At 37.7% G+C, this 17,879-nt stretch carries 26 protein-coding genes; 19 read left to right on the top strand and 7 right to left on the bottom strand.

Annotated features, from left to right (window positions below; all coding sequences use genetic code 11):
* Positions 1-197 precede the first annotated feature (197 nt).
* The 8 genes from PSR9079_RS23990 to PSR9079_RS12230 all read left to right on the top strand — a co-directional run bounded on the left by PSR9079_RS23990 (position 198) and on the right by PSR9079_RS12230 (position 4,189).
* Entirely contained in the window at positions 198-380 is a 183-nt protein-coding gene (locus tag PSR9079_RS23990) for a hypothetical protein (RefSeq protein ID WP_246175553.1), read from the top strand.
* 156 nt (positions 381-536) lie between these two features.
* Complete coding sequence (locus PSR9079_RS23985; RefSeq protein WP_246175552.1) at positions 537-947, top strand: hypothetical protein; 411 nt, start codon at positions 537-539, stop codon at positions 945-947.
* Between the two features lie 16 nt (positions 948-963).
* On the top strand, positions 964-1,554 hold the full coding sequence (locus PSR9079_RS12250; protein ID WP_149981851.1) for an SEL1-like repeat protein: 591 nt from the start codon (positions 964-966) through the stop codon (positions 1,552-1,554).
* A 103-nt stretch (positions 1,555-1,657) separates the two neighbouring features.
* Positions 1,658-1,924 carry a hypothetical protein gene (locus PSR9079_RS12245; protein ID WP_149981850.1) on the top strand — a complete coding sequence of 89 codons (267 nt, stop codon included), beginning with the start codon at positions 1,658-1,660 and terminating at the stop codon, positions 1,922-1,924.
* Between the two features lie 257 nt (positions 1,925-2,181).
* Complete coding sequence (locus PSR9079_RS12240) at positions 2,182-2,880, top strand: hypothetical protein (protein WP_149981849.1); 699 nt, start codon at positions 2,182-2,184, stop codon at positions 2,878-2,880.
* 231 nt (positions 2,881-3,111) lie between these two features.
* Positions 3,112-3,294: a hypothetical protein gene (locus PSR9079_RS23790; RefSeq protein WP_218939780.1), complete on the top strand. Its 183-nt coding sequence runs from the start codon at positions 3,112-3,114 to the stop codon at positions 3,292-3,294.
* 197 nt (positions 3,295-3,491) lie between these two features.
* On the top strand, positions 3,492-3,929 hold the full coding sequence (locus tag PSR9079_RS23785) for a C40 family peptidase (protein WP_218939779.1): 438 nt from the start codon (positions 3,492-3,494) through the stop codon (positions 3,927-3,929).
* Complete coding sequence (locus PSR9079_RS12230; protein WP_149981848.1) at positions 3,926-4,189, top strand: hypothetical protein; 264 nt, start codon at positions 3,926-3,928, stop codon at positions 4,187-4,189. The genes PSR9079_RS23785 and PSR9079_RS12230 overlap by 4 nt, the downstream gene beginning before the upstream one ends.
* Here the strand turns inward: PSR9079_RS12230 and PSR9079_RS12225 are convergent.
* The gene (locus PSR9079_RS12225; RefSeq protein ID WP_179959180.1) at positions 4,155-5,414 is read right to left on the bottom strand and encodes an IS4 family transposase; all 1,260 of its coding nucleotides are present in this window, start codon (positions 5,412-5,414) and stop codon (positions 4,155-4,157) included. The two genes, PSR9079_RS12230 and PSR9079_RS12225, sit on opposite strands and share 35 nt — an antisense overlap.
* Before the next feature lie 140 nt (positions 5,415-5,554).
* On the opposite strand from PSR9079_RS12225, the gene PSR9079_RS12220 reads away from it, so the two are divergent.
* The 6 genes from PSR9079_RS12220 (at position 5,555) to PSR9079_RS12195 (ending at position 9,394) form a co-directional block, all read left to right on the top strand.
* A complete protein-coding gene (locus tag PSR9079_RS12220) occupies positions 5,555-5,746 on the top strand; it encodes a hypothetical protein (RefSeq protein ID WP_149981846.1) in 192 nt (63 codons plus the stop codon).
* A gap of 544 nt (positions 5,747-6,290) precedes the next feature.
* A complete protein-coding gene (locus PSR9079_RS23980; protein ID WP_246175551.1) occupies positions 6,291-6,566 on the top strand; it encodes a hypothetical protein in 276 nt (91 codons plus the stop codon).
* A complete protein-coding gene (locus PSR9079_RS12210) occupies positions 6,560-7,141 on the top strand; it encodes an SEL1-like repeat protein (RefSeq protein ID WP_149981845.1) in 582 nt (193 codons plus the stop codon). Before PSR9079_RS23980 ends, PSR9079_RS12210 begins: the two co-directional genes overlap by 7 nt.
* Before the next feature lie 71 nt (positions 7,142-7,212).
* A complete protein-coding gene (locus PSR9079_RS12205) occupies positions 7,213-7,470 on the top strand; it encodes a hypothetical protein (protein ID WP_149981844.1) in 258 nt (85 codons plus the stop codon).
* A gap of 214 nt (positions 7,471-7,684) precedes the next feature.
* The gene (locus tag PSR9079_RS12200; RefSeq protein WP_149981843.1) at positions 7,685-8,197 is read left to right on the top strand and encodes a DUF6795 domain-containing protein; all 513 of its coding nucleotides are present in this window, start codon (positions 7,685-7,687) and stop codon (positions 8,195-8,197) included.
* Positions 8,198-8,227: 30 nt separating this feature from the next.
* Entirely contained in the window at positions 8,228-9,394 is a 1,167-nt protein-coding gene (locus PSR9079_RS12195; RefSeq protein ID WP_149981842.1) for a lipase family protein, read from the top strand.
* Positions 9,395-9,486: 92 nt separating this feature from the next.
* Here PSR9079_RS12195 and PSR9079_RS12190 read toward each other — a convergent pair whose 3' ends face one another.
* Positions 9,487-10,014, bottom strand: a complete 528-nt coding sequence (locus PSR9079_RS12190; RefSeq protein ID WP_149981841.1) for a hypothetical protein — start codon at positions 10,012-10,014, stop codon at positions 9,487-9,489.
* Between the two features lie 52 nt (positions 10,015-10,066).
* On the opposite strand from PSR9079_RS12190, the gene PSR9079_RS12185 reads away from it, so the two are divergent.
* Both PSR9079_RS12185 and PSR9079_RS12180 read left to right on the top strand, forming a co-directional pair.
* Positions 10,067-10,426, top strand: a complete 360-nt coding sequence (locus tag PSR9079_RS12185) for a DUF1294 domain-containing protein (protein WP_149981840.1) — start codon at positions 10,067-10,069, stop codon at positions 10,424-10,426.
* A 46-nt stretch (positions 10,427-10,472) separates the two neighbouring features.
* Positions 10,473-11,669, top strand: coding sequence for an iron-containing alcohol dehydrogenase (locus PSR9079_RS12180; protein ID WP_149981839.1), 1,197 nt, complete (start codon positions 10,473-10,475; stop codon positions 11,667-11,669).
* Between the two features lie 50 nt (positions 11,670-11,719).
* On the opposite strand, the gene PSR9079_RS12175 is transcribed toward PSR9079_RS12180, so the two are convergent.
* The 3 genes from PSR9079_RS12175 to soxR all read right to left on the bottom strand — a co-directional run bounded on the left by PSR9079_RS12175 (position 11,720) and on the right by soxR (position 13,979).
* The gene (locus PSR9079_RS12175) at positions 11,720-12,805 is read right to left on the bottom strand and encodes a rhomboid family intramembrane serine protease (RefSeq protein ID WP_149981838.1); all 1,086 of its coding nucleotides are present in this window, start codon (positions 12,803-12,805) and stop codon (positions 11,720-11,722) included.
* The gene (locus PSR9079_RS12170) at positions 12,795-13,430 is read right to left on the bottom strand and encodes a hypothetical protein (RefSeq protein ID WP_246175550.1); all 636 of its coding nucleotides are present in this window, start codon (positions 13,428-13,430) and stop codon (positions 12,795-12,797) included. Before PSR9079_RS12170 ends, PSR9079_RS12175 begins: the two co-directional genes overlap by 11 nt.
* A 90-nt stretch (positions 13,431-13,520) precedes the next feature.
* A complete protein-coding gene (gene soxR, locus PSR9079_RS12165) occupies positions 13,521-13,979 on the bottom strand; it encodes a redox-sensitive transcriptional activator SoxR (protein WP_149981837.1) in 459 nt (152 codons plus the stop codon).
* A gap of 97 nt (positions 13,980-14,076) precedes the next feature.
* Here soxR and PSR9079_RS12160 point away from each other — a divergent pair, with 97 nt between their 5' ends.
* From PSR9079_RS12160 to PSR9079_RS12150, 3 genes are read left to right on the top strand one after another with little or no spacing between them, the layout of a single operon-like run.
* Positions 14,077-14,541 carry a flavodoxin family protein gene (locus PSR9079_RS12160; RefSeq protein ID WP_149981836.1) on the top strand — a complete coding sequence of 155 codons (465 nt, stop codon included), beginning with the start codon at positions 14,077-14,079 and terminating at the stop codon, positions 14,539-14,541.
* 32 nt (positions 14,542-14,573) lie between these two features.
* Complete coding sequence (locus PSR9079_RS12155; protein ID WP_149981835.1) at positions 14,574-15,098, top strand: DsrE family protein; 525 nt, start codon at positions 14,574-14,576, stop codon at positions 15,096-15,098.
* A 1-nt stretch (position 15,099) separates the two neighbouring features.
* Positions 15,100-15,711: a GDSL-type esterase/lipase family protein gene (locus PSR9079_RS12150; RefSeq protein WP_149981834.1), complete on the top strand. Its 612-nt coding sequence runs from the start codon at positions 15,100-15,102 to the stop codon at positions 15,709-15,711.
* Here the strand turns inward: PSR9079_RS12150 and PSR9079_RS12145 are convergent.
* The gene (locus tag PSR9079_RS12145) at positions 15,694-16,368 is read right to left on the bottom strand and encodes a LytR/AlgR family response regulator transcription factor (RefSeq protein ID WP_149981833.1); all 675 of its coding nucleotides are present in this window, start codon (positions 16,366-16,368) and stop codon (positions 15,694-15,696) included. The genes PSR9079_RS12150 and PSR9079_RS12145 overlap by 18 nt on opposite strands.
* Entirely contained in the window at positions 16,362-17,873 is a 1,512-nt protein-coding gene (locus tag PSR9079_RS12140) for a sensor histidine kinase (RefSeq protein WP_149981832.1), read from the bottom strand. The genes PSR9079_RS12145 and PSR9079_RS12140 overlap by 7 nt, the downstream gene beginning before the upstream one ends.
* Between the last annotated feature and the right edge of the window lie 6 nt (positions 17,874-17,879).

Here is a 17,879-nt window from a genome sequence, read left to right as displayed (position 1 = left end):
TTTAGGTTGACGATGTAATAAAGTACTTGGGCATTATTTTATAAAATAATGCCCAAGTTGAAAATATCAACTTTATGAAAAGATAAGTGGTTGACTGAAAATAAAAGTAATGTGGAAAAAGTAAGTACTAACGTAGGTTGGTGCGAATAGCGCTGTGCAGTAATTATAAAAGTTAAATAAACTCATATGGAAATAAAATGAATAAAATAAACACGGATGTAAATTATAGAAAAATGGCCGGTAATGCTCGTTTGGCTATGTTAGGCGAATCAAGCCACAATCCCGCCATTTATAAATTTGAGGCGATTAAAGCACTCAAAGAACTTAAAAAAGTAGGCTTTACTCACTTTGCTATAGAAATGCTACCTCGCTCTATGTAAGATAAAGTTGAGTTTTATCAACGCACAGGTAAAGGTTTTAATCAAATTCAGCAATACTTTGATGAATACTGGGCTAGGGGTTATTTAGTACCTCAAGCTTACGGTGAATTAGGCAAAGCAGCGAGAGAAGTCGGTTTAAAAATTATAGCTCTGGATTTGACCTTAGAAGAGATGGATGTAATTGATTCATCCTGTGGTTTTGATAATGCTGAAGCAAAAAGGTGCTTTGATAGTCACACAGTAAGGAATCTGGTTTGGGCTCAAAATATAAATACTATCTTAAATCAGTCAAATCAAAATCGTGTAGTTGCTTATATGCATCGTTGGCATGCAGTAAGAGCTGCTGGTTATCAGGAGGGGCTAGATACTTTTGTTAAGGTTGGTGGTGTATCAACTATCAGGTTTATAGATTTCATTGGTGGAACCGCATGTTACTCGAAAAGGAGTTGCCGAGGTTACTCAGATGAAAAAATAGAGCTTAAACGCCAATACTTTTATAGAGAAGGCTTTCCATTTAAAAGTGCAGTGAAAAGTTATCAAGTTCATTTACCAGATAATGGCATTTAATCAAAAGGATATAGTTATGAACCAAATAATTGTGATTATCTTATGCTTTTCAGTGGTGCTATGCCCCCTATCTTTTGCCGGAACTTTTTTCCCAAAGCATGATATTAATGATCCTAATTTATCTAATAATACGGTGATGCTGCAATGCAAAAAAAGTTTGATGTATGCGCCTAGCCAGCTCGAAATGTGGTGTGAAAGGGCTTATGAAATGGGGTACTGGCAGGCTCTTGAAGTTATAGGTTTACATACAAGTGATGGAAGCCGTTATATCGCTGAAGCTCAAAGACATGCTGAAAATGGCGATCCTGATGGGATTTTAGCATTAGCTTTTGCGTATGAGTCCGGGCGTTTTGTTACCCAGAATCTGTATAAATCGATTGTTTTATATAATCAATATTTAAATGAAAACCAAGGTATTGAAGAGGAAAAAATGAGAGTAACCAGAACTCATGAAACTCTCTATTTGATATATACAGAGTTAGGTGATTTTGAAAAGGCAGCTGAACAGAAACGCTTTTTAGATGAAAGTAATTATATTGAAAGTAAAGAAGCTATATTAGAACAACAAATAAAAGAAGCGGGAACATCTATCGACTCAGAACAATAAAATGCGATTTTAGTAAAATTTAAAGTTTGATATTAACACGACAGATTTCATTGATAAACAAAGGAGCTATAAACGCCAAAATATAGGCGCTATAGAAATAATTATGGAACAACAACATCAACAAACACTAACCAACCTTGTATACGATATTTACGAGGATCCAACCAAAATTGAAGAGCATCAACCGCTTATTCAACCATTATTGAGCGATTTAGTCGCAAGTGCGCCTGCTGGCTTGGAGGGCATGGCGACGATGATTAATACTCACATTTCAAATGGGTTTAAGTTTAAAAATCCTAAAATACAAAAGTTTGAGCTTGAGTCTGGGTTATTAAAGCTTAAAACCTACTTTCAAAAAATAAACCTTTAAGTAGAACGTTAAATGAAAACTGTAGAGCATGCTAATTTTTGCACGCTATTTAAAGTATCATTAAATATATTCATCAGTGTAACGGTTAATCAAGATACATAATTTACACTATAATACAATATGTTATAGCTTTATTGGTAGCTTGAGAGCGTATTGTTTCTAACATGATATTTATGTTTTTAACTCGGACTAAAATTTAATCGAAACATTTTGTTTTTTCATTTTTTTATAAAGCTATTAGGATCAAGGAAACGTTAATGGAATTAAGTGTTTTAGCAATTATTATGCTGGTAATTCAGCCTGTGTTTGTTTATTTATATATAAAGAGTGTTGTAAGGCCTAGTATTTTTATAGCAGCAACGGTTGCGATGAGTGTTTTTTATACTAATGATTTTATGTACGCTTTATTGGTTCTTGGTGGAATTAACTTAGTAGGAGTTCTACTTGTAAAGTTGGCGGAGAACAAAGGGCATACTAAGTTTTCTACTGGTTATTTTCTTTCAGGGGTGATTTGCTGGTTTATAATTTTTGGAGTAATAAGTTTTATTACTTCGTTTATCAGTTTACCTACTATGCATAGTGTAAGTGATTCATTTGATGCTTTGTTATCGTTTCCAGATCCTGTTGTGTGGCCAGTCATTGCATTTTTTGCGGCAAGCCTTGCTGCTTTGATTGTGAGTACAACCATTCTGCTTTCGGACAAAAACAAATCGATTGCTTTTAAGGTACTTGTTGTTTATGCAGCAATCAGTCCTTTGCTTCCTCTATTTAGTAATTATTTTTGGATAAGTCAGGCAGTTACCTTTTTAGTTGTGATACAGATACTCGGGGCCTGCGAAAAGTACTTCTTTAGAGCTAAAATTGAAAACGATCAATCGATAGCTTTTGCGTTTGCTGGCGCCTTTTTAATATCATGCGTGATTTATTTAATAAATGCTCTTTTTAATTTATATTAAATTATCAATGAGCTAGTAAAGGGTTTGATGCCATTAGTCTGCATCTTAAAAAGAGTGGAATTGGAATAATGCAACGAGCACGGGTTACGCGGAATTAGTTAAAGCAACCAACCTACTCAGTACGAAATTTATTCAAAAGTAACTAAGACACCCACTCTAAATAGTGGGTGTTAATTCACTACGGATACGTTGTACTTAAACAACATGACAACTAAAGAAAAGGACTCTTCAATGTCAGCAATCAGAATAACTCAAGCCGAAGGGCTTGGTGGTGTAAATAGTTTAAACGATGTGAAAGCCGTGCAAACGGCTTTGAATAAATTACTTAAACTTATCTCCCCAACGAAAACTTTAGTTGTGGATGGTCGTTTATGCTCTCGCCCTGAGAACTCTCAAACTGTTACCGCTATTTAATTATTTCAAAGTAAAGTATTAAACATGGTTCGTCCCGATGGGAAAATAAATCCGAATGGTCGTAAACATCGAAAAAAAATGAAAAAGTAGTAAGTCAGGCTGCAATTAGTAGTATAACTACTGCACTAAAATACCTGCTACAAATGCATTTTGGATGAAAACGGCTATCGCAGAGGTTGGCGTGGCTGAAGTTCCGGGTGCAAAAAGAAAATCCACAGATTTTAGAATACGTTAAGGCATCAAAATTTTTGGGAAGTGATGAGAGCGTTGGTCAAAATGCATGGTGCGGCTCTTTTGTTGCTTGGGTTATGAAGGGAATAATCTGGAGCCTGTTAAAAATGCTTTTAGGGCAAAAGAATGGTCGAGCTTTGTTAAGCCTATTGATAAACCTGTTTACGGTGCTATGGGGATTAAATCTCGAAAAGGGGGGAGGCCATGTTGCTTTTGTCGTGGGCCAAAGTCCAGGTGGCAATTATTTATATATGCGCGGGGATAATCAAAGTAACAGTGTTAATGTTGCAAAGTATAAAAAGCAATTGTGGGATGATTTTGTAGTGCCTGCTAATTTTGACCCTTCATCAGCAAGTTTACCTATTTATACTCAAAAAGCATCTGTTGCTTGGAGTGAGGCATGATGAAAAAAGTACTTGTCATTTGTGTTGTTTTTCTTGCTTTAACTCACGTTGTTTATGCCAAAAGTGCTGAGCTTTTGGAATTGAAAGGTTTTAAAGAAGCAGTTAAAAATGTGCACTATTTAGCTAAAGTGAAAATCACAAATGTTGAAATTTTACGTGACGAGGATGAGTATGAAAAACACGTATACTCAGCTGAAGTGTTAGCAACTTATCATAGCTTAGTTCTTAAGGAGCACAGATCGTGTGACTTCCTATTTTAAAACGGCACATGTCATTATTTTTTTCAATGGATTGACGCTTACAATTTACCGCTAGTAGCTCTAGCACACGGTGTATCTTATGATTACACTGTGTTTGCTCTATGCAATCCAGAATATCATCCAGCCAAAGATAACTGCACTTACTCGCTCTAAATGTCGAGATCGCACACTTAAATATCGTCGCTGCACTATGGCAGATAAAACGCTTGATAAGTGTTTGCAGTATGCTCAGCCAAACCAGCGATTCTGCGATGTGTGGGTCTCTTGTGATGAATCCCTTAAGGTTATTCCATGACTTTAGCTCTTTGAAAAGTAACTCGATTTGCCAACGAGTCGCGTATATATCGAGTAACTCATCAAAGTTAAACTGTGTTTCTTTTAAATTAGTAACAAGGAAAACAGGGCGCTTTTCATCGGGTAGATAAATAAGCCTGTACTCGGGTCCATTTCTCTTCCAGCGTACTGTTAACTCAAGTGGCTGACTAGCACGCTTTTTGAGCAAGGTTTTGAGTTTAATATGCTTTTCTTTAAGCTCTACGCCCGCGCAATAAGCAGATGTGACAGTTGGGTTGATGTTTTTATTCGCTCTAACCAAAAAGTAGCCGCCATCTTGAGATACTTGCTCAAAGTAATCTAAATCAAAATACCCTGCATCAGCAAGTAATAACGTATCTTCAAGTGTGTGACTACCCGGTAAAAAGGCTCGCTCGGTTTCAACATCAGGACGGATATCTATTTCACAAGGCTGTTCGTTAAATAGGTCATAAGTAAGATGTAACTCAATTGCGGCAGGATTTATCGCAGTAAAGCGACCAGCAAAAACCTGCGCTAATTCATCATGTAGAGCAAATGAAGAGCCATCTTGCAATAACACTCGCAATATTCCTCGCTGGGTAAAAAAGGTTTTATCCAGCGTGTTTACAGTCAATTTAGACATCGCTTGAATAACGAGTTCACGGACTAGCTCAGTCAATGCAGGTTTTCGAATTTGATTATGAAAAGGTTTATAACTTATCGTGCAATTGGCCTGCGTTCGCAGGTTCTGATGGATATCTGACAAGTTAGCGTCTTGCAGGCAAGATAAGCTTTTGAACACAGCTTTGAGCAGAGAAACGATCGACAGGCAACGGTGTCGAACTTGAAATCCGGAGGTTTTTGCAAGCTCAATGAGGTGTTTTTCTGAGATAAGGGCTTTTAATTGATTTGAAACTTGGTTAATCTGCATGTGAACTCTGTTTTTGGTCATGTTTTTATTGGCGTAACTATTTGATCATTAACAGAGTTCAACTTCAAGTTTTCTTAAGATCCAACCTATGAGCAACTTATAAAGGTAAAACTCATAGCAAGATAAGTTATGAGATGATTGTGGAGCAAAGTGAAGATATTGTTTTTAATTCTGCAGCTGTCTATGTAGCGCTTTGTTTAGATCAAAAAGGAACATATTATTGGCCAGGCACTGGCTCTGAATTCAAACCTTCATCAGTTATTGATACGTGGCTAATTGAAAATAAAAGTAATGTGGAAAAAGTAAGTACAAACGCAGGTTGGTGCGAATAGCACTGTGCAGTAATTATAAAATTTAAACAAACTTATATGGAAATACAATGAATAAAATAAACACGGATGTAAATTACAGAACAATGCCTGGCAATGCGCGCTTAGTTATGCTTGGTGAGTCAAGCCATAGTGCTGCTGGGTTAAGTATGAGACTATAAAGGCTATTAAGCAGTTAAAAGCAGCGGGTTTTACACATTTTGCTATGGAAATACTACCGTGCTCGATGCAGGAAAACATAGAGTTTTATCAAAGAACAGGCAAAGGTTTTTAATACTATACAGCAGTTTTTTGATAAATACGGGTCCCATGGTTATTTAACGCCGCATGCTTGTGGTGAGCTTGTGAAGGCTTCTCGCGATTTTGGGTTAAAAATTGTAGCACAAGATGTTTATATTAGAACTATGGAGGTAATGGATAGTGTATGCCCAGCGACTAAAGCCGTGACTGGGGAATGTTTTGATGCGCGTACGTTTATAAATGATCTTTGGGCTTACAATTTAGCTAAATCCTTAAGAGATCTAAGCAGAATAAAATTGTTGCTTTTATGAGTCGATGGCATGCTGTTAAGAATTTAAAGTATCGAATAGGCATTGATTCTTTAATTAAAGAGCATGGTATTCAAAATGTTCGTTTTATTGATTTTATTGGTGGTTTATCTAGTTACAGCGACAGGAAATGTAAGGGTATGTCTAGTCAAAAAGAGGCCTTGAAAGAGCAATACTTCTACAAAGAAGGCTTTCCATATGAAAGTACGGTTAAATCTTTTCAAGTTCATCTACCTGAAAAACGTATTAATAATGATGGATCATTTCAATGGTAAAAGTATTAGTGATACTTGTGTTAGCAATTAGTTTTTTTACTTCTACGGATGCTCAAGCTTCCTTATTTCCAAATCACGATATTAATGATCCGAACTTAACAGTTGAAATTGCAGCTAAGCAATGTGCAAAAAGTTATATACATGCGCCTGATAAATTAGAGCTTTGGTGTGAAAAAGCTTACACACTGGGCCATTGGAAGTCCTTGTATTATATTGGTATGTACAAAGGAGATGGTTCTCGTTATCTAAATGAGTTAAATACTCGAATTGATAATGGAGAGCCTGATGCTATTAATACATTAGCTTGGTTATACCAAAGTGGTCGTTTTGTTAAAAAAGACATAAGTGAAGCTGCACGCTTATATGAACTTTATTTGGCTCAAGAGAGCAATCAAGCAATAGTGCTTAAGGCTTCTACCCTCTATGAATTGGCTACTATTTATCAAGAACTTGGTATGTGGGAAAAAGTGATAATTCATACTCAATATGTAATAGATAATGCTCACAGAGAAGGGCGTAAAGGGCTTGCTAAAGACTTACAAGAGTTAGCCAAAGAATCGCTAGCCAAAAATTAAGTTATAAATATATCTAACTCAATATTAAAGGAGCTATCAACGCTTTAATTTAAAGCGCTATAGAAATAAATATGGAACAACAACATCAACAAACCCTCACTAACTTTGTATACGATATTTACGAGGATCCTACCTTAATTGAAGAGCATCAACCGCTTATTCAACCACTATTGAGCGATTTAGTCGCAAGTGCGCCTGCTGGCTTTGAGGGCATGGCGACAATGATTAATACGCATATTTCAAACGGCTTTAAATTTAAAAACCCTAAAGTACAAAAATTTGAACTTGAGTCTGGTTTATTAAAACTTAAAACCTACTTTCAAAAATAAACCTTTAAGATGAATGGCATTAATAAATACTCGTATTTTAATGCTTGTTTTTTGTTCTAATTGCTTGCAGTTAACGTTGTCCCTAATTAGAATGTATTTTAGTCAGAACGACAATGCCATTAAGTTTGATTATTATCGATTTAGAGCCTAAAACGCCAGTAAAGAGCAATATAGGAAGTGTGTTTTTAGGTGAGTATTAAGGAGATTATTTATTTTGTTATCACGTTTTAAAGCTTACTTTTTGGTAATTGCCGCTATTATCATTATTTTCACTACAACACAGGCTTGTGCAGATATGTTTGGTTTTTTTAATAAACAGGATTTTGTTTTATCGGCTCCAGTAAAGGGGCAGTTATTAGATAAAGGGCAGCCTGTTGCGAATACTAAAGTTGTACGTTCGCTAACTTATGGCGATGAGTACAAAGATGAAGCTATAACCGATGACAATGGCTATTTTACTTTTACAGAAAAAGCCATCAAAACGGGTAAGCCTTCTAACATGTTTGATAACGAATCATTGATTCAGCATATATATATAGAAAATGGTACGCCAGAGGGTATCGTATTATGGTACTTAACCGTATCTATGCATGAAGACAGTGACACACTAAAAGATTTACTCGCTGATTTAGAATGTGATATTGCTGAAGAGCCGCAAACATACGATATACCTATAGAAGAAGCGCAAGAGCACTTTTTCACCATATATGGTGCATGTAAAATTTAACTTTTGACCAACTTATTTAAAGGGAATTTTATGAATACATTAACACCCACCCAAGCAGTACAAATGGCATTACTTGCCTACAAAGCAAAAAGCATTAAAAGTACAACGTTATTAAATAATTCTCTGCATCCTGCTTTACGTGGAAATTTTAATTTTGGGGTTAACTCTGAAGCAGTGCAGGGCATCACTGGTGGATTTTTCTCTCACCTGTTTGGCTTGAGTACAGGTTTTGGTTTGCTGGGTCATGGTCAAGGAGCGTATCAAGGAGATTCAGTGATCACTATACGTGGCACTGCTTCGTTGCGTGACGGTTTAACTGATGGCAACTTTGGTTTAAGCGGTGGCAGTAATGGCAGTATGGTTCATGCAGGATTTAATAAAACTTTTTATAGTATGAAACCTGCACTACAAGAGTTCGTTGCTGCAAATATAAGAGATAAAATTACCGGTTGTGTACACATTGTTGGCCACAGTTTAGGTGGTGCGTTAGCGACCCTTTCAGCTGATTGGATCAAAGCGGAATACTCTTTACCTGTAAAGCTTTACACCTTTGGCTCCCCAAGAGTGGGTCTTGAAAATTTCTCCAGAGCTGCTACGTCAAGAATTGATAAAATTTATCGATGCACACACGGTGCAGATCCCGTCGCTAAAGTACCTCTGTGGCCTTTTTCTCACGCGCCTTACAATGGCCAGGAAATTCGTCTTGATAATGGTCAGGGGCTTAAAGGAGCTGCGCATAAGCTTAGTGGTACGCCAGGCTATGTGAATACAGCCAACAGTAATGACTGGGGGAATTTAACAGTTCGAGCTAATCATTTTTTAAGTACCCCAGTGCGCTTAAATTTTGAAGACAGAAACCAAGCTTCGTTCAATTCGCACTGGGCCGATAAGTTAGGCGCAGCGTTAGTAACCTTATTAAAAGATGCCGGTTATTATAGCGCTGTAGCAGCACAAGCAGCTATTGGTACAGGTTTAACTTTTTATGACATGTTAGCACGAACACTAGATAAAATTGCTAAAGCCTCAGCATCATTTGCAACTCAAACGTTAGGACTTCTTGGGCATATGTTAGTGTTTGCTGGTAAGGTTATTAGCAAGGCCGTAGAGTTAACTTTTAGCTTTATAAAATGGGTATTCGATTCAACATTGGGTGCTTTATATAATGCGGCAAAAGCAGGTTTAAATGGGTTAGATTGATTCTTTAACTGGGCTGTTTAGTTAAAAACAGCCCTTGTAAATACGTCTAGGTAGTTGACCCAATCAATATAAATTTTGCGTATCTTATTTTTTCATTTAAAAATAACCTGTTTGTTACTGCGAGTGTAAATACGTTTTTCAGGTTTTGTCCATTCGCCCTTTTTTAAATAAGAGGTAGAGACAACAAACTGTTCATCTTTAAAATCACTGGTTGATTTTACTTTTGTGATGCCTTCTTTTGAACCTGTTACGGTTTCGTATGCTACAAACTGCGTAGGGCTCAATACTTTCAATGTCCCTTGAGTATAAAAGCCTGCTGTAGTGAAATAATAAAAAACTAATGACTGCTTTTTACTATCCCAAAATATCATTGATTCGCCGCCATATTCACCTTCATTAATTGAGTGAAGGGTACGAATTGCTTTCCCATTGAGGGCTCGCTCCCAGCGACCTACATCCTGAATCTTTGGCTTATTATCGGCAACATTGAAATCAGCTTGCCATGTGCCGAGGTAAGGTTTAAATACTTCAAGCTCTGGTGCTAAGTCAATCGTTTGTGCACTAATAGCACCAGCGTAGATAAAGCAAAAAGATAGTAAAAGTGTTTTTAGGTATGACATAATTGTGCCTATCATTATTAGTTTTTCAAATTGTAGTATAGGCGAGAGTCCGTTGATTAAAAAAACATTATTGCTTTTTTCTGTTAGTTTTCTAGTTGTATTAGTGATTGGTGGGCTGCTTGATTATTGGCCATATTTGGTTGCCAGTGTTTACTGTACTATGAGCAGTATTACGTTTTTAGTTTATAAATGGGATAAGCGTTTGGCGATAGAGTCAACAGATCGGCCTATTAGAGTGCCGGAACGTAGTTTACATATTTTAGCATTAATTTGTGGTTGGCCGGGAGCACTGATCGCTCAGCAATGGTTAAGACATAAATCACAAAAACGTGCATTTATTGCGGTACTTTGGCTCACTATCATTATAAATACTTCTGTATTAGGGGCTGCCTATTATTGGCAATTGCTTTAAATTGATGCACTATCAGGTAACCTAAAAATAACAAAAGTCTGATTTTATGTATTTTTTATATCGCTGCTATCATTTTATTTTAAAATGTATTGTTATTTTTATTGGTATTCCTGATCCGCGTTTGTATCAAGGTTATAGCGGGTTTAAGCAATGGCTTGCATTACTTAATCCTAATAAACCTGTGTTAGTTGTAACTGACAATACGTTAAAAAATTTAGGCGTTGTTGCTCCCATTTTAGCTTTGCTGGATGAGCAGGCAATCTCTTGGCAGCTGTTTAGTGACGTTGATGCTAATCCAACGATTAGCAATGTTGAAAGCGGTTTAGCACTTTATCAGCAATACACATGTCATAGTATTATCGCCGTTGGTGGCGGCTCAGTAATTGACTGTGCCAAATTAATTGGCGCACGTGCAGTAAGACCTAATAAATCAGTTAAGCAGTTAAAAGGCTTGTTTAAAGTACTGAAAAAACTTCCCCCATTATGTGCTATTCCAACAACCGCAGGTACTGGCTCAGAAACGACCGTTGCTGCGGTGGTAAACGATCCGCAAATGCAAACAAAATATGCCGCCACTGACTTTGCTCTTGTACCAAGTGATGCAGTTTTAATTGCTGAGCTAACACAAACGGTGCCTGATTTTATTACCGCAGCTACAGGTATCGATGCACTCACGCATGCACTTGAGGCATACATAGGCACTAATGGCCTTGCTTTTAGTGATGACAAGTCATTGCGGGCAATCGAACTTATTTTACAAAATTTATTAACAGCGTATAAAAATGGTAATGACTTAGTTGCGCGGGAAAATATGTTACTCGCTTCATTTTATGCAGGACAAGCGTTTACCCGAACATCTGTAGGTTATGTGCATGCTATAGCACATCAATTTGGCGCGCAATACGGCACAGCTCACGGTTTAGCAAATAGTGTGGTATTGATGCATGTGCTGAAATTTTATGGTTCCAGTATAGATAAAAAGCTGGCGGCTATTGCTGATCATTGTCAATTAACACAATCACACCAAAAACCAGCAGAAAAAGCAGCAATACTATTAGACACCTTAGAGCAGTTACTTATTGATCTAGCGATCCCTCATCATCTAAAAGAGCTAAAAGTAGCTGATATACCTAAGCTTGCTGATGCTGCAATTGTAGAGGCTAACTGGGACTATCCAGTACCAAAATTTATGAACGTAGCTCAATGCCAAGCCATTATTCATAAAGTAGTGAGTGATACGTAATAAATGAAAACCTTCCCATCAGTACCGATAGGGAAGGTTTAAGCGTTAAATTAGCGTTTTAACTGTGCTTCAGGTTGATTTAATAATTCAATTATAGGATTTTGTGCAGTGATTTTTGCTTTAAGAGCAAAGCCGATCAATAACCCTGCGATAAAGCCACCTAAATGAGCGCCATAATCGATACCGTCAGGTGCTGCAATCATGCCATAAATATTGATCCCTAACCAAATTACAAAAAACCACACTGCAGATAATTTCTTTTGATAAATGATAAACATAAAAGTTAGGCTTGCGTGCCTAAACCACATTAAGTACATACCAAATAGCCCTGCAATTGCGCCGCTAGCCCCGACACTTGGAATAACCGAGCTTGGATCAACGATAAAGCTAGCAAAAGACGCTGCCAAACCGCATACCATATACCATATTAAAAACTTTTTATGACCTAATACGTCCTCGAGGTTATCACCAATAATGTATAAAAAGTACATATTACCGATAAGGTGCATTACTGAGCCGTGTAAAAAAACACAGGTAATCACGCTCCATAAATGTTCGCCTTGAGATATCTTACTTGGATTCATTGCAAACAATTCGAGGGTGGCACTGAATGCGTCGGCATTGAAAAAATACAAGGCAAAAACAATGGCATTTAGGGCAATTAAACCGCGAGTAACCCACGGCGTTTGCTTTGGTTTTAGGTTATATTCAACGGGCATTTGCGTTAAAAATTGAAACAGATAAGTTTTCCAACTAACTTTTTGGTTTAGCTTGTCTAGGCTTGCTTTGAGCTCTGGGCTGTTTTCAACGCTTTCTAATTGATTTTTTTCAATCCAACTACCATCACAATGACGGCAAACATCAATTTCGGTATGAAAATCTTCGAGTAAATGAAAGCGCTCAAGGTTCTTATTGCAATCAGGACAGTCTAGCTTTGAAATACCTAATGATTCACCAAAATGAGTCTCGTATTTTTCACCAATAGGACCTTCGTTGATTTCGGCAATCATCCGGTTAACTTCGTTTTTTTCAAACCATAAGCCACCGCATTCGCGACAGATATCTATCTCTTCACCTTGATAATGAGTAACATCCAAAGGGTGATCTTTGCAGTGAGGGCAGCGTTTAGTTGGCATTATCAGCGTCCTTTAATGAGCCGATAATAATATCGTTTTGTTGTAATTCTTGTTGTAAATTTAATGCACTAGTTTTTAGTTGAGGTAATGTTTGTTGCTCAATACTATCGGCAATTTGGTTTAGTTCAATAGACGCTTGGCGCGCAGACATTTTTCGCTTTAATGCCGCTTCAATTACAAACTCAGCACGACTATAAAAACGACGAATTTGTGTTAAAAATATACTCGGCGTTTCAAGTGTTGTGGGTGAGTACTGCATGGTTTGCCAAATATACTTTTCAAGCGTGGCCTTGTGGTATTCCATTTCTGAACTCGGGGGACTTTTAGCAAGTCGCTCAGCATACGCTCGTACATTGCTGGCGTTATCTTTCACCTCATCATATAAAGAGGTGCGTAAATAGAAGTTGTCTTCCATTTTACTGTAAGAATCAAATTTAAGTGCTTGCTCTAAACCGCTTTGTGCTGCTAAGTAAACGCCAAAAATTGTTGAAAGTACTAAAAAAACTTGGTTTAACCAAAAGCCAGTACTTTTTAATTCTTTATTATCAACTGTTTGTAATGCCTGAGTGAGTTTTGGCTTAGTCGTTGAGGCTGTAGTCGAGTTGGATGGATGGATCGGCTCCACGTGTTATCTCCCTGTAATTGTTGCTTCCTTTTTGAGCGCAGTAGACTACTGTAATTTAGTAATTTAAACAATAAATAGTTGGAAATTTGGCTATTTATTCAAAAGTACTGCGCCACTTTGGGTATCGCCTAAGTAATCGTCTTTATTGTAAATCGGGCACTTTGTCATTGACAGGCAACCGCAGCCGATGCAGCCGTCGACTCTGTCGCGTAGGCGCTGCATAAAAGCAATACGTTCATCAAGTTGTGCTTGCCAGTTTTTTGATAATGCTGACCAATCTTCTTTAGTGGGGGTACGTTTATCAGGTAAAGTGGCGAGGGTTTGTTTGATTTCCTCAAGAGTAATGCCCATTGCTTGCGCTGCTTTGATGACCGCCACACGGCGCAGTACATCAGGCTTATAACGGCGTTGGTTGCCGTTGTTCCGCCAGCTGCGGATCAAGCCTTTGGTTTCGTAAAAGTGTAGCGCGGAGACTTTTACGCCGCTGCGTTTAGCTACAAAGCCCACAGTTAAATTAGCTTCAACAAGCTTTTTTTGTTGATCGGTCATGGTTTTCTTATTTTTTATTAAAAATCAATTTTTAAGGTTGACCTCAATCTTACTTGAGGTTTTACGCTCTTTGCAACCATAAAAAAGGAGAAATAAAATGCAAGAAAAACCAATGCATAACACCGCTATTATTTATTCAAGTGGCCGTAAAAACGGTAATACTACGGCGCAAGTTAATGCCTATAGTAAGCAACAAAGCGGCATTGTTTTTTGCTTAGATGATTATGTTATTTCACCTTATCGCTACGATAAGCAGTATCACAATGATGATTTTTATAATTTGTTTGAAGTGTTACTTCGCTACGAACATTGGGTGTTCGCATCGCCTGTGTACTGGTATAACACCACGCCACAAATGAAAGCATTTATGGATAGGATCACAGATTACATGGATGACGAGGCGTTAAAACCGAAGCTTAGAACTTTACGTCAAAAACAGTTTTCACTATTGTCTAATGCCTCATCTGCCTCTGCGCCAGACGCCTTTATAGACATGTTTAAACAAACCTTTAATTATTTAGGAATGACTTTTAAAGCTCATTCACATGTACAGGCTGGTTAAATACGGGTAGGCTAAACAAAAAAGGATGATTTATGAAAACTTCACTTTTAGGCTTTGGCCTTCTTGCAACTAGCTTAACAACGATCGCTGCTGAGCCAACTCCTGTTATCAATGACTTTGGTTATTTTTACAATGTACCAGCTCATGTATCAGACTTAAGCCAAGCGCAGTTTAAAATTGCCTTTGATGTGGGGGATGGTGCAAAACATGGCGAGCAAAATAACCCTATTAATTCGTTAGCGCGCTTTATTAATATGCATGTTGCCCATGGGGTAAAGCCGGAAAACATCCAACTGGCCTTAGTCGTGCACGGTAGCGCGAGCGTTGATATGCTGGAAAACAGCGTTTATAAAAGCCGCTTTGATGTTGATAATAAAAATCAGTCTTTGATCACCCAGCTACTTGCTAATAATACGGTTGTGTATGTGTGCGGGCAGTCGGCAATGCATATGAAGGTAGCAGCAGAGCAGCTTATCCCAGGGGTGAAAATGGCGCTTTCTGCAATGACCGCTCATGCGCAGTTACAGCAACAAGGCTACACGCTGAATCCATTTTAAAATGAATATTTTGTGTTTTGGTGATTCGAATACCTTTGGTATTTCTCCTGTTGATGGTAAGCGGTTGGCTGCATGTGAGCGCTGGCCAGGTATACTACAACAATTAGGTGATGGTCATGAGGTTATCGAGGCAGGGCAGCCGAATAGAACCTTAGTGAACAATCCGCCTTTTGATGGTGATAAGTCAGGGATTAAATATTTAAAACCTTACCTTGAAGTGCACACCGTTGACATTGTTATTATTCAGCTTGGCACCAATGATTTAAAAGCACGTTTTGCACTGTCTGCTATCGATATTGGCAAAGCGCTTGAGGAGTTAATTTTAGCCATTAAAGCCTTTTATCACTGTAAAACAATACCAAAGATAATCATTATAAGCCCGCCCAAGGTTCATGAAGTGGGAAGTTATAAAAGCATTTACGCAGGTGCAGGTAAAAAAGCTGAACAATTATCCATTGAGTTCAAAGCCGCCGCTGAACGTCACACGTGTGAATTTATTGATGCCTTCTTGTTTATTAAGCCTTGTCAGTATGAGGGGGTGCACTGGCCATCTTGTGAACATAAAAAGCTCGCAGATAATTTATATCAGCATATTTTAGAGCAAAGAACGTGATACTTCTTTATATGACTTGCCAACTTTTACAATCGTACCTGAAATTAGCTCAATATAGTCATTACTAACCGCAACAACCTTATTTTTATTGATTAAAAATGATTTATGAGTTTGCAAAAATGGGCCATCAAGTTGTACTGAGAGCCGCTTAAGTGTGCTTGTTGCAAGTATCACTTGGTCAGCTAGGTGAACTCTTACATAGTTTCCATATGCCTCAATGTATTCAATACTATCTAAGTTGACCTTACGTTTTTCACGGTCAACTTTAAGAGTGATGCTTGATTGCGGCTGTGTTGAAAACTGACTCTCACGAATTATAACTTTGTTGAGTGCTTGCTCAAGCCTTTGTGCCGATACGGGCTTTAGCAAATAATCAGTTACATTGAGTTCAAAGCCTTCAAAGGCATACTCTTGATAAGCACTGACTATAATTACTTGCGGTGGTTTAGCGAGCGCTTTGAGTAACTCTAACCCCGATAACTCTGGCATATTGATGTCTAAAAAGACTAAATCGACGTCTAACTTTGCCAAGTCATATAAAGCATCTTTTGCGCTATAGTATTGGCCAACAATATTAATTGTAGGGTGAGCAGCTAAGTGGTGCTGAATTACGAGGTGTGCAAGTGGCTCATCATCGATTATCAATGCGTTTAACATGATGAAAGCTCCAAAGTGAGTGTAGTGTGCCAAATATTATGTTGACTATTTGTAACCAGAGAATAGCTATTTGGGTACAGAAGTTCCAGTCTTCGCTTTAAATTGTTCAGTCCCATGCCAGAATCATTTTGTTGTTTTTGTTGGTGGATGGTGTTTGCGCAATACAGCGTTAGTGTATTGCTACTGACTGAGAGTTGAAAGGTTATTTCTGTTTGCTGTGATGTTGGCTCTACACCATGTTTAATGGCATTTTCTAATATGATAATGAGTAGCAGAGGGGCTATTTTTAGTTTACCAAGGTTGCTTGGCCAAACAAGGTTAAATTGGCACTTGTCACCACTTCTGATCTGCTGTAATTCGATAAAGTCTTTAAGATAATTAATTTCTTGGGTTAAGAAAACCTGTTGTTTTTGACCTTCGTAGACCGTGTATCGAAGTAAATTGGCAAGTTGCATCACCAACTGCGGTGCATTATCTGATTTAGTGAGTGTTAATGCATATAAGTTATTTAGTGTGTTGAATAAAAAGTGCGGGTTAATTTGTTGTTGTAGTAACGTCAGCTCTGTTTCAGTTTGCTGCTTGGCAATCACATTTAATTTATTGTGCTGCTGTTGGCGTTCAAAGGCTAAAATAATTGGCGTGCTAACGCTAAGAAAGAAAAACATAAACTGGTAGTTATACTTACTAAAAAGGCTTCGAGTTCCACTTGGTGTTAAATTTGTCACTTCTGTAGGCAGATCATTGATGGGCAGTAAAAGCACACCCGCAGTGAGGGTGGGTGTAAGCAAAGCAATAAAAATTAAACATGCAGCGAGAAAAGTAAACACACCATGGTTTGTTAATATTTGGCGGATCAATATGTATCGGTTAAATAAGTACAAACAAAAAATGATAGCTGTGTATACGCTTAGCTGCCAAAAGTAAGTTAGGAATTGATTAAATTGGGTAAATACTTTGCTTATATCAAGGATCAGGTCTAAAGGTTGATTTAGCATCGGGTTTGTATGCGTATTAAGTACGCCAGCCATAATTAAAGACCACGATACTAATACTAAAATAACCATATTATCGAGAGATGTTAATGAGTTAAACCACTTTGAAGTTAATGAGTTTTGTGCGCTACTAACTCGCTTTAACATTAGCCAAATAAGACTCGCGAATGCAGAGAGTATCCAGCATTGTGCGTCGAGGTATTGCCAATTAGCAAACGCAGAAGACATTATATTTACCAGGTAGACAAGAGAAGGATACGCAACAAAGCCTAATAGCCACACTACAACTGAGCGTTTAAGTGGCAATTTAAATGCTAAAGCGTGAGCAGCTAAAAAAGGCAAGCACTCTAAAAATAGTTGCCCATTAATTAGCGTGTAGAGCTCGGCTGAGTCTTGCTTTAATGATAGATAGCGAATGTGTGCTTCTAGCATTATTGCAGCAATAACGGTTAGTAAAACAACCACATAATGTAAGTTTAATCGTTGCCACCGCGCTGAAATAGCTGCCTGCATACTACA

This window comes from Pseudoalteromonas rhizosphaerae (genome assembly GCF_902498845.1).
Classification (GTDB): domain Bacteria; phylum Pseudomonadota; class Gammaproteobacteria; order Enterobacterales; family Alteromonadaceae; genus Pseudoalteromonas; species Pseudoalteromonas rhizosphaerae.
This window is presented reverse-complemented; position numbering and strand designations above follow the sequence as displayed.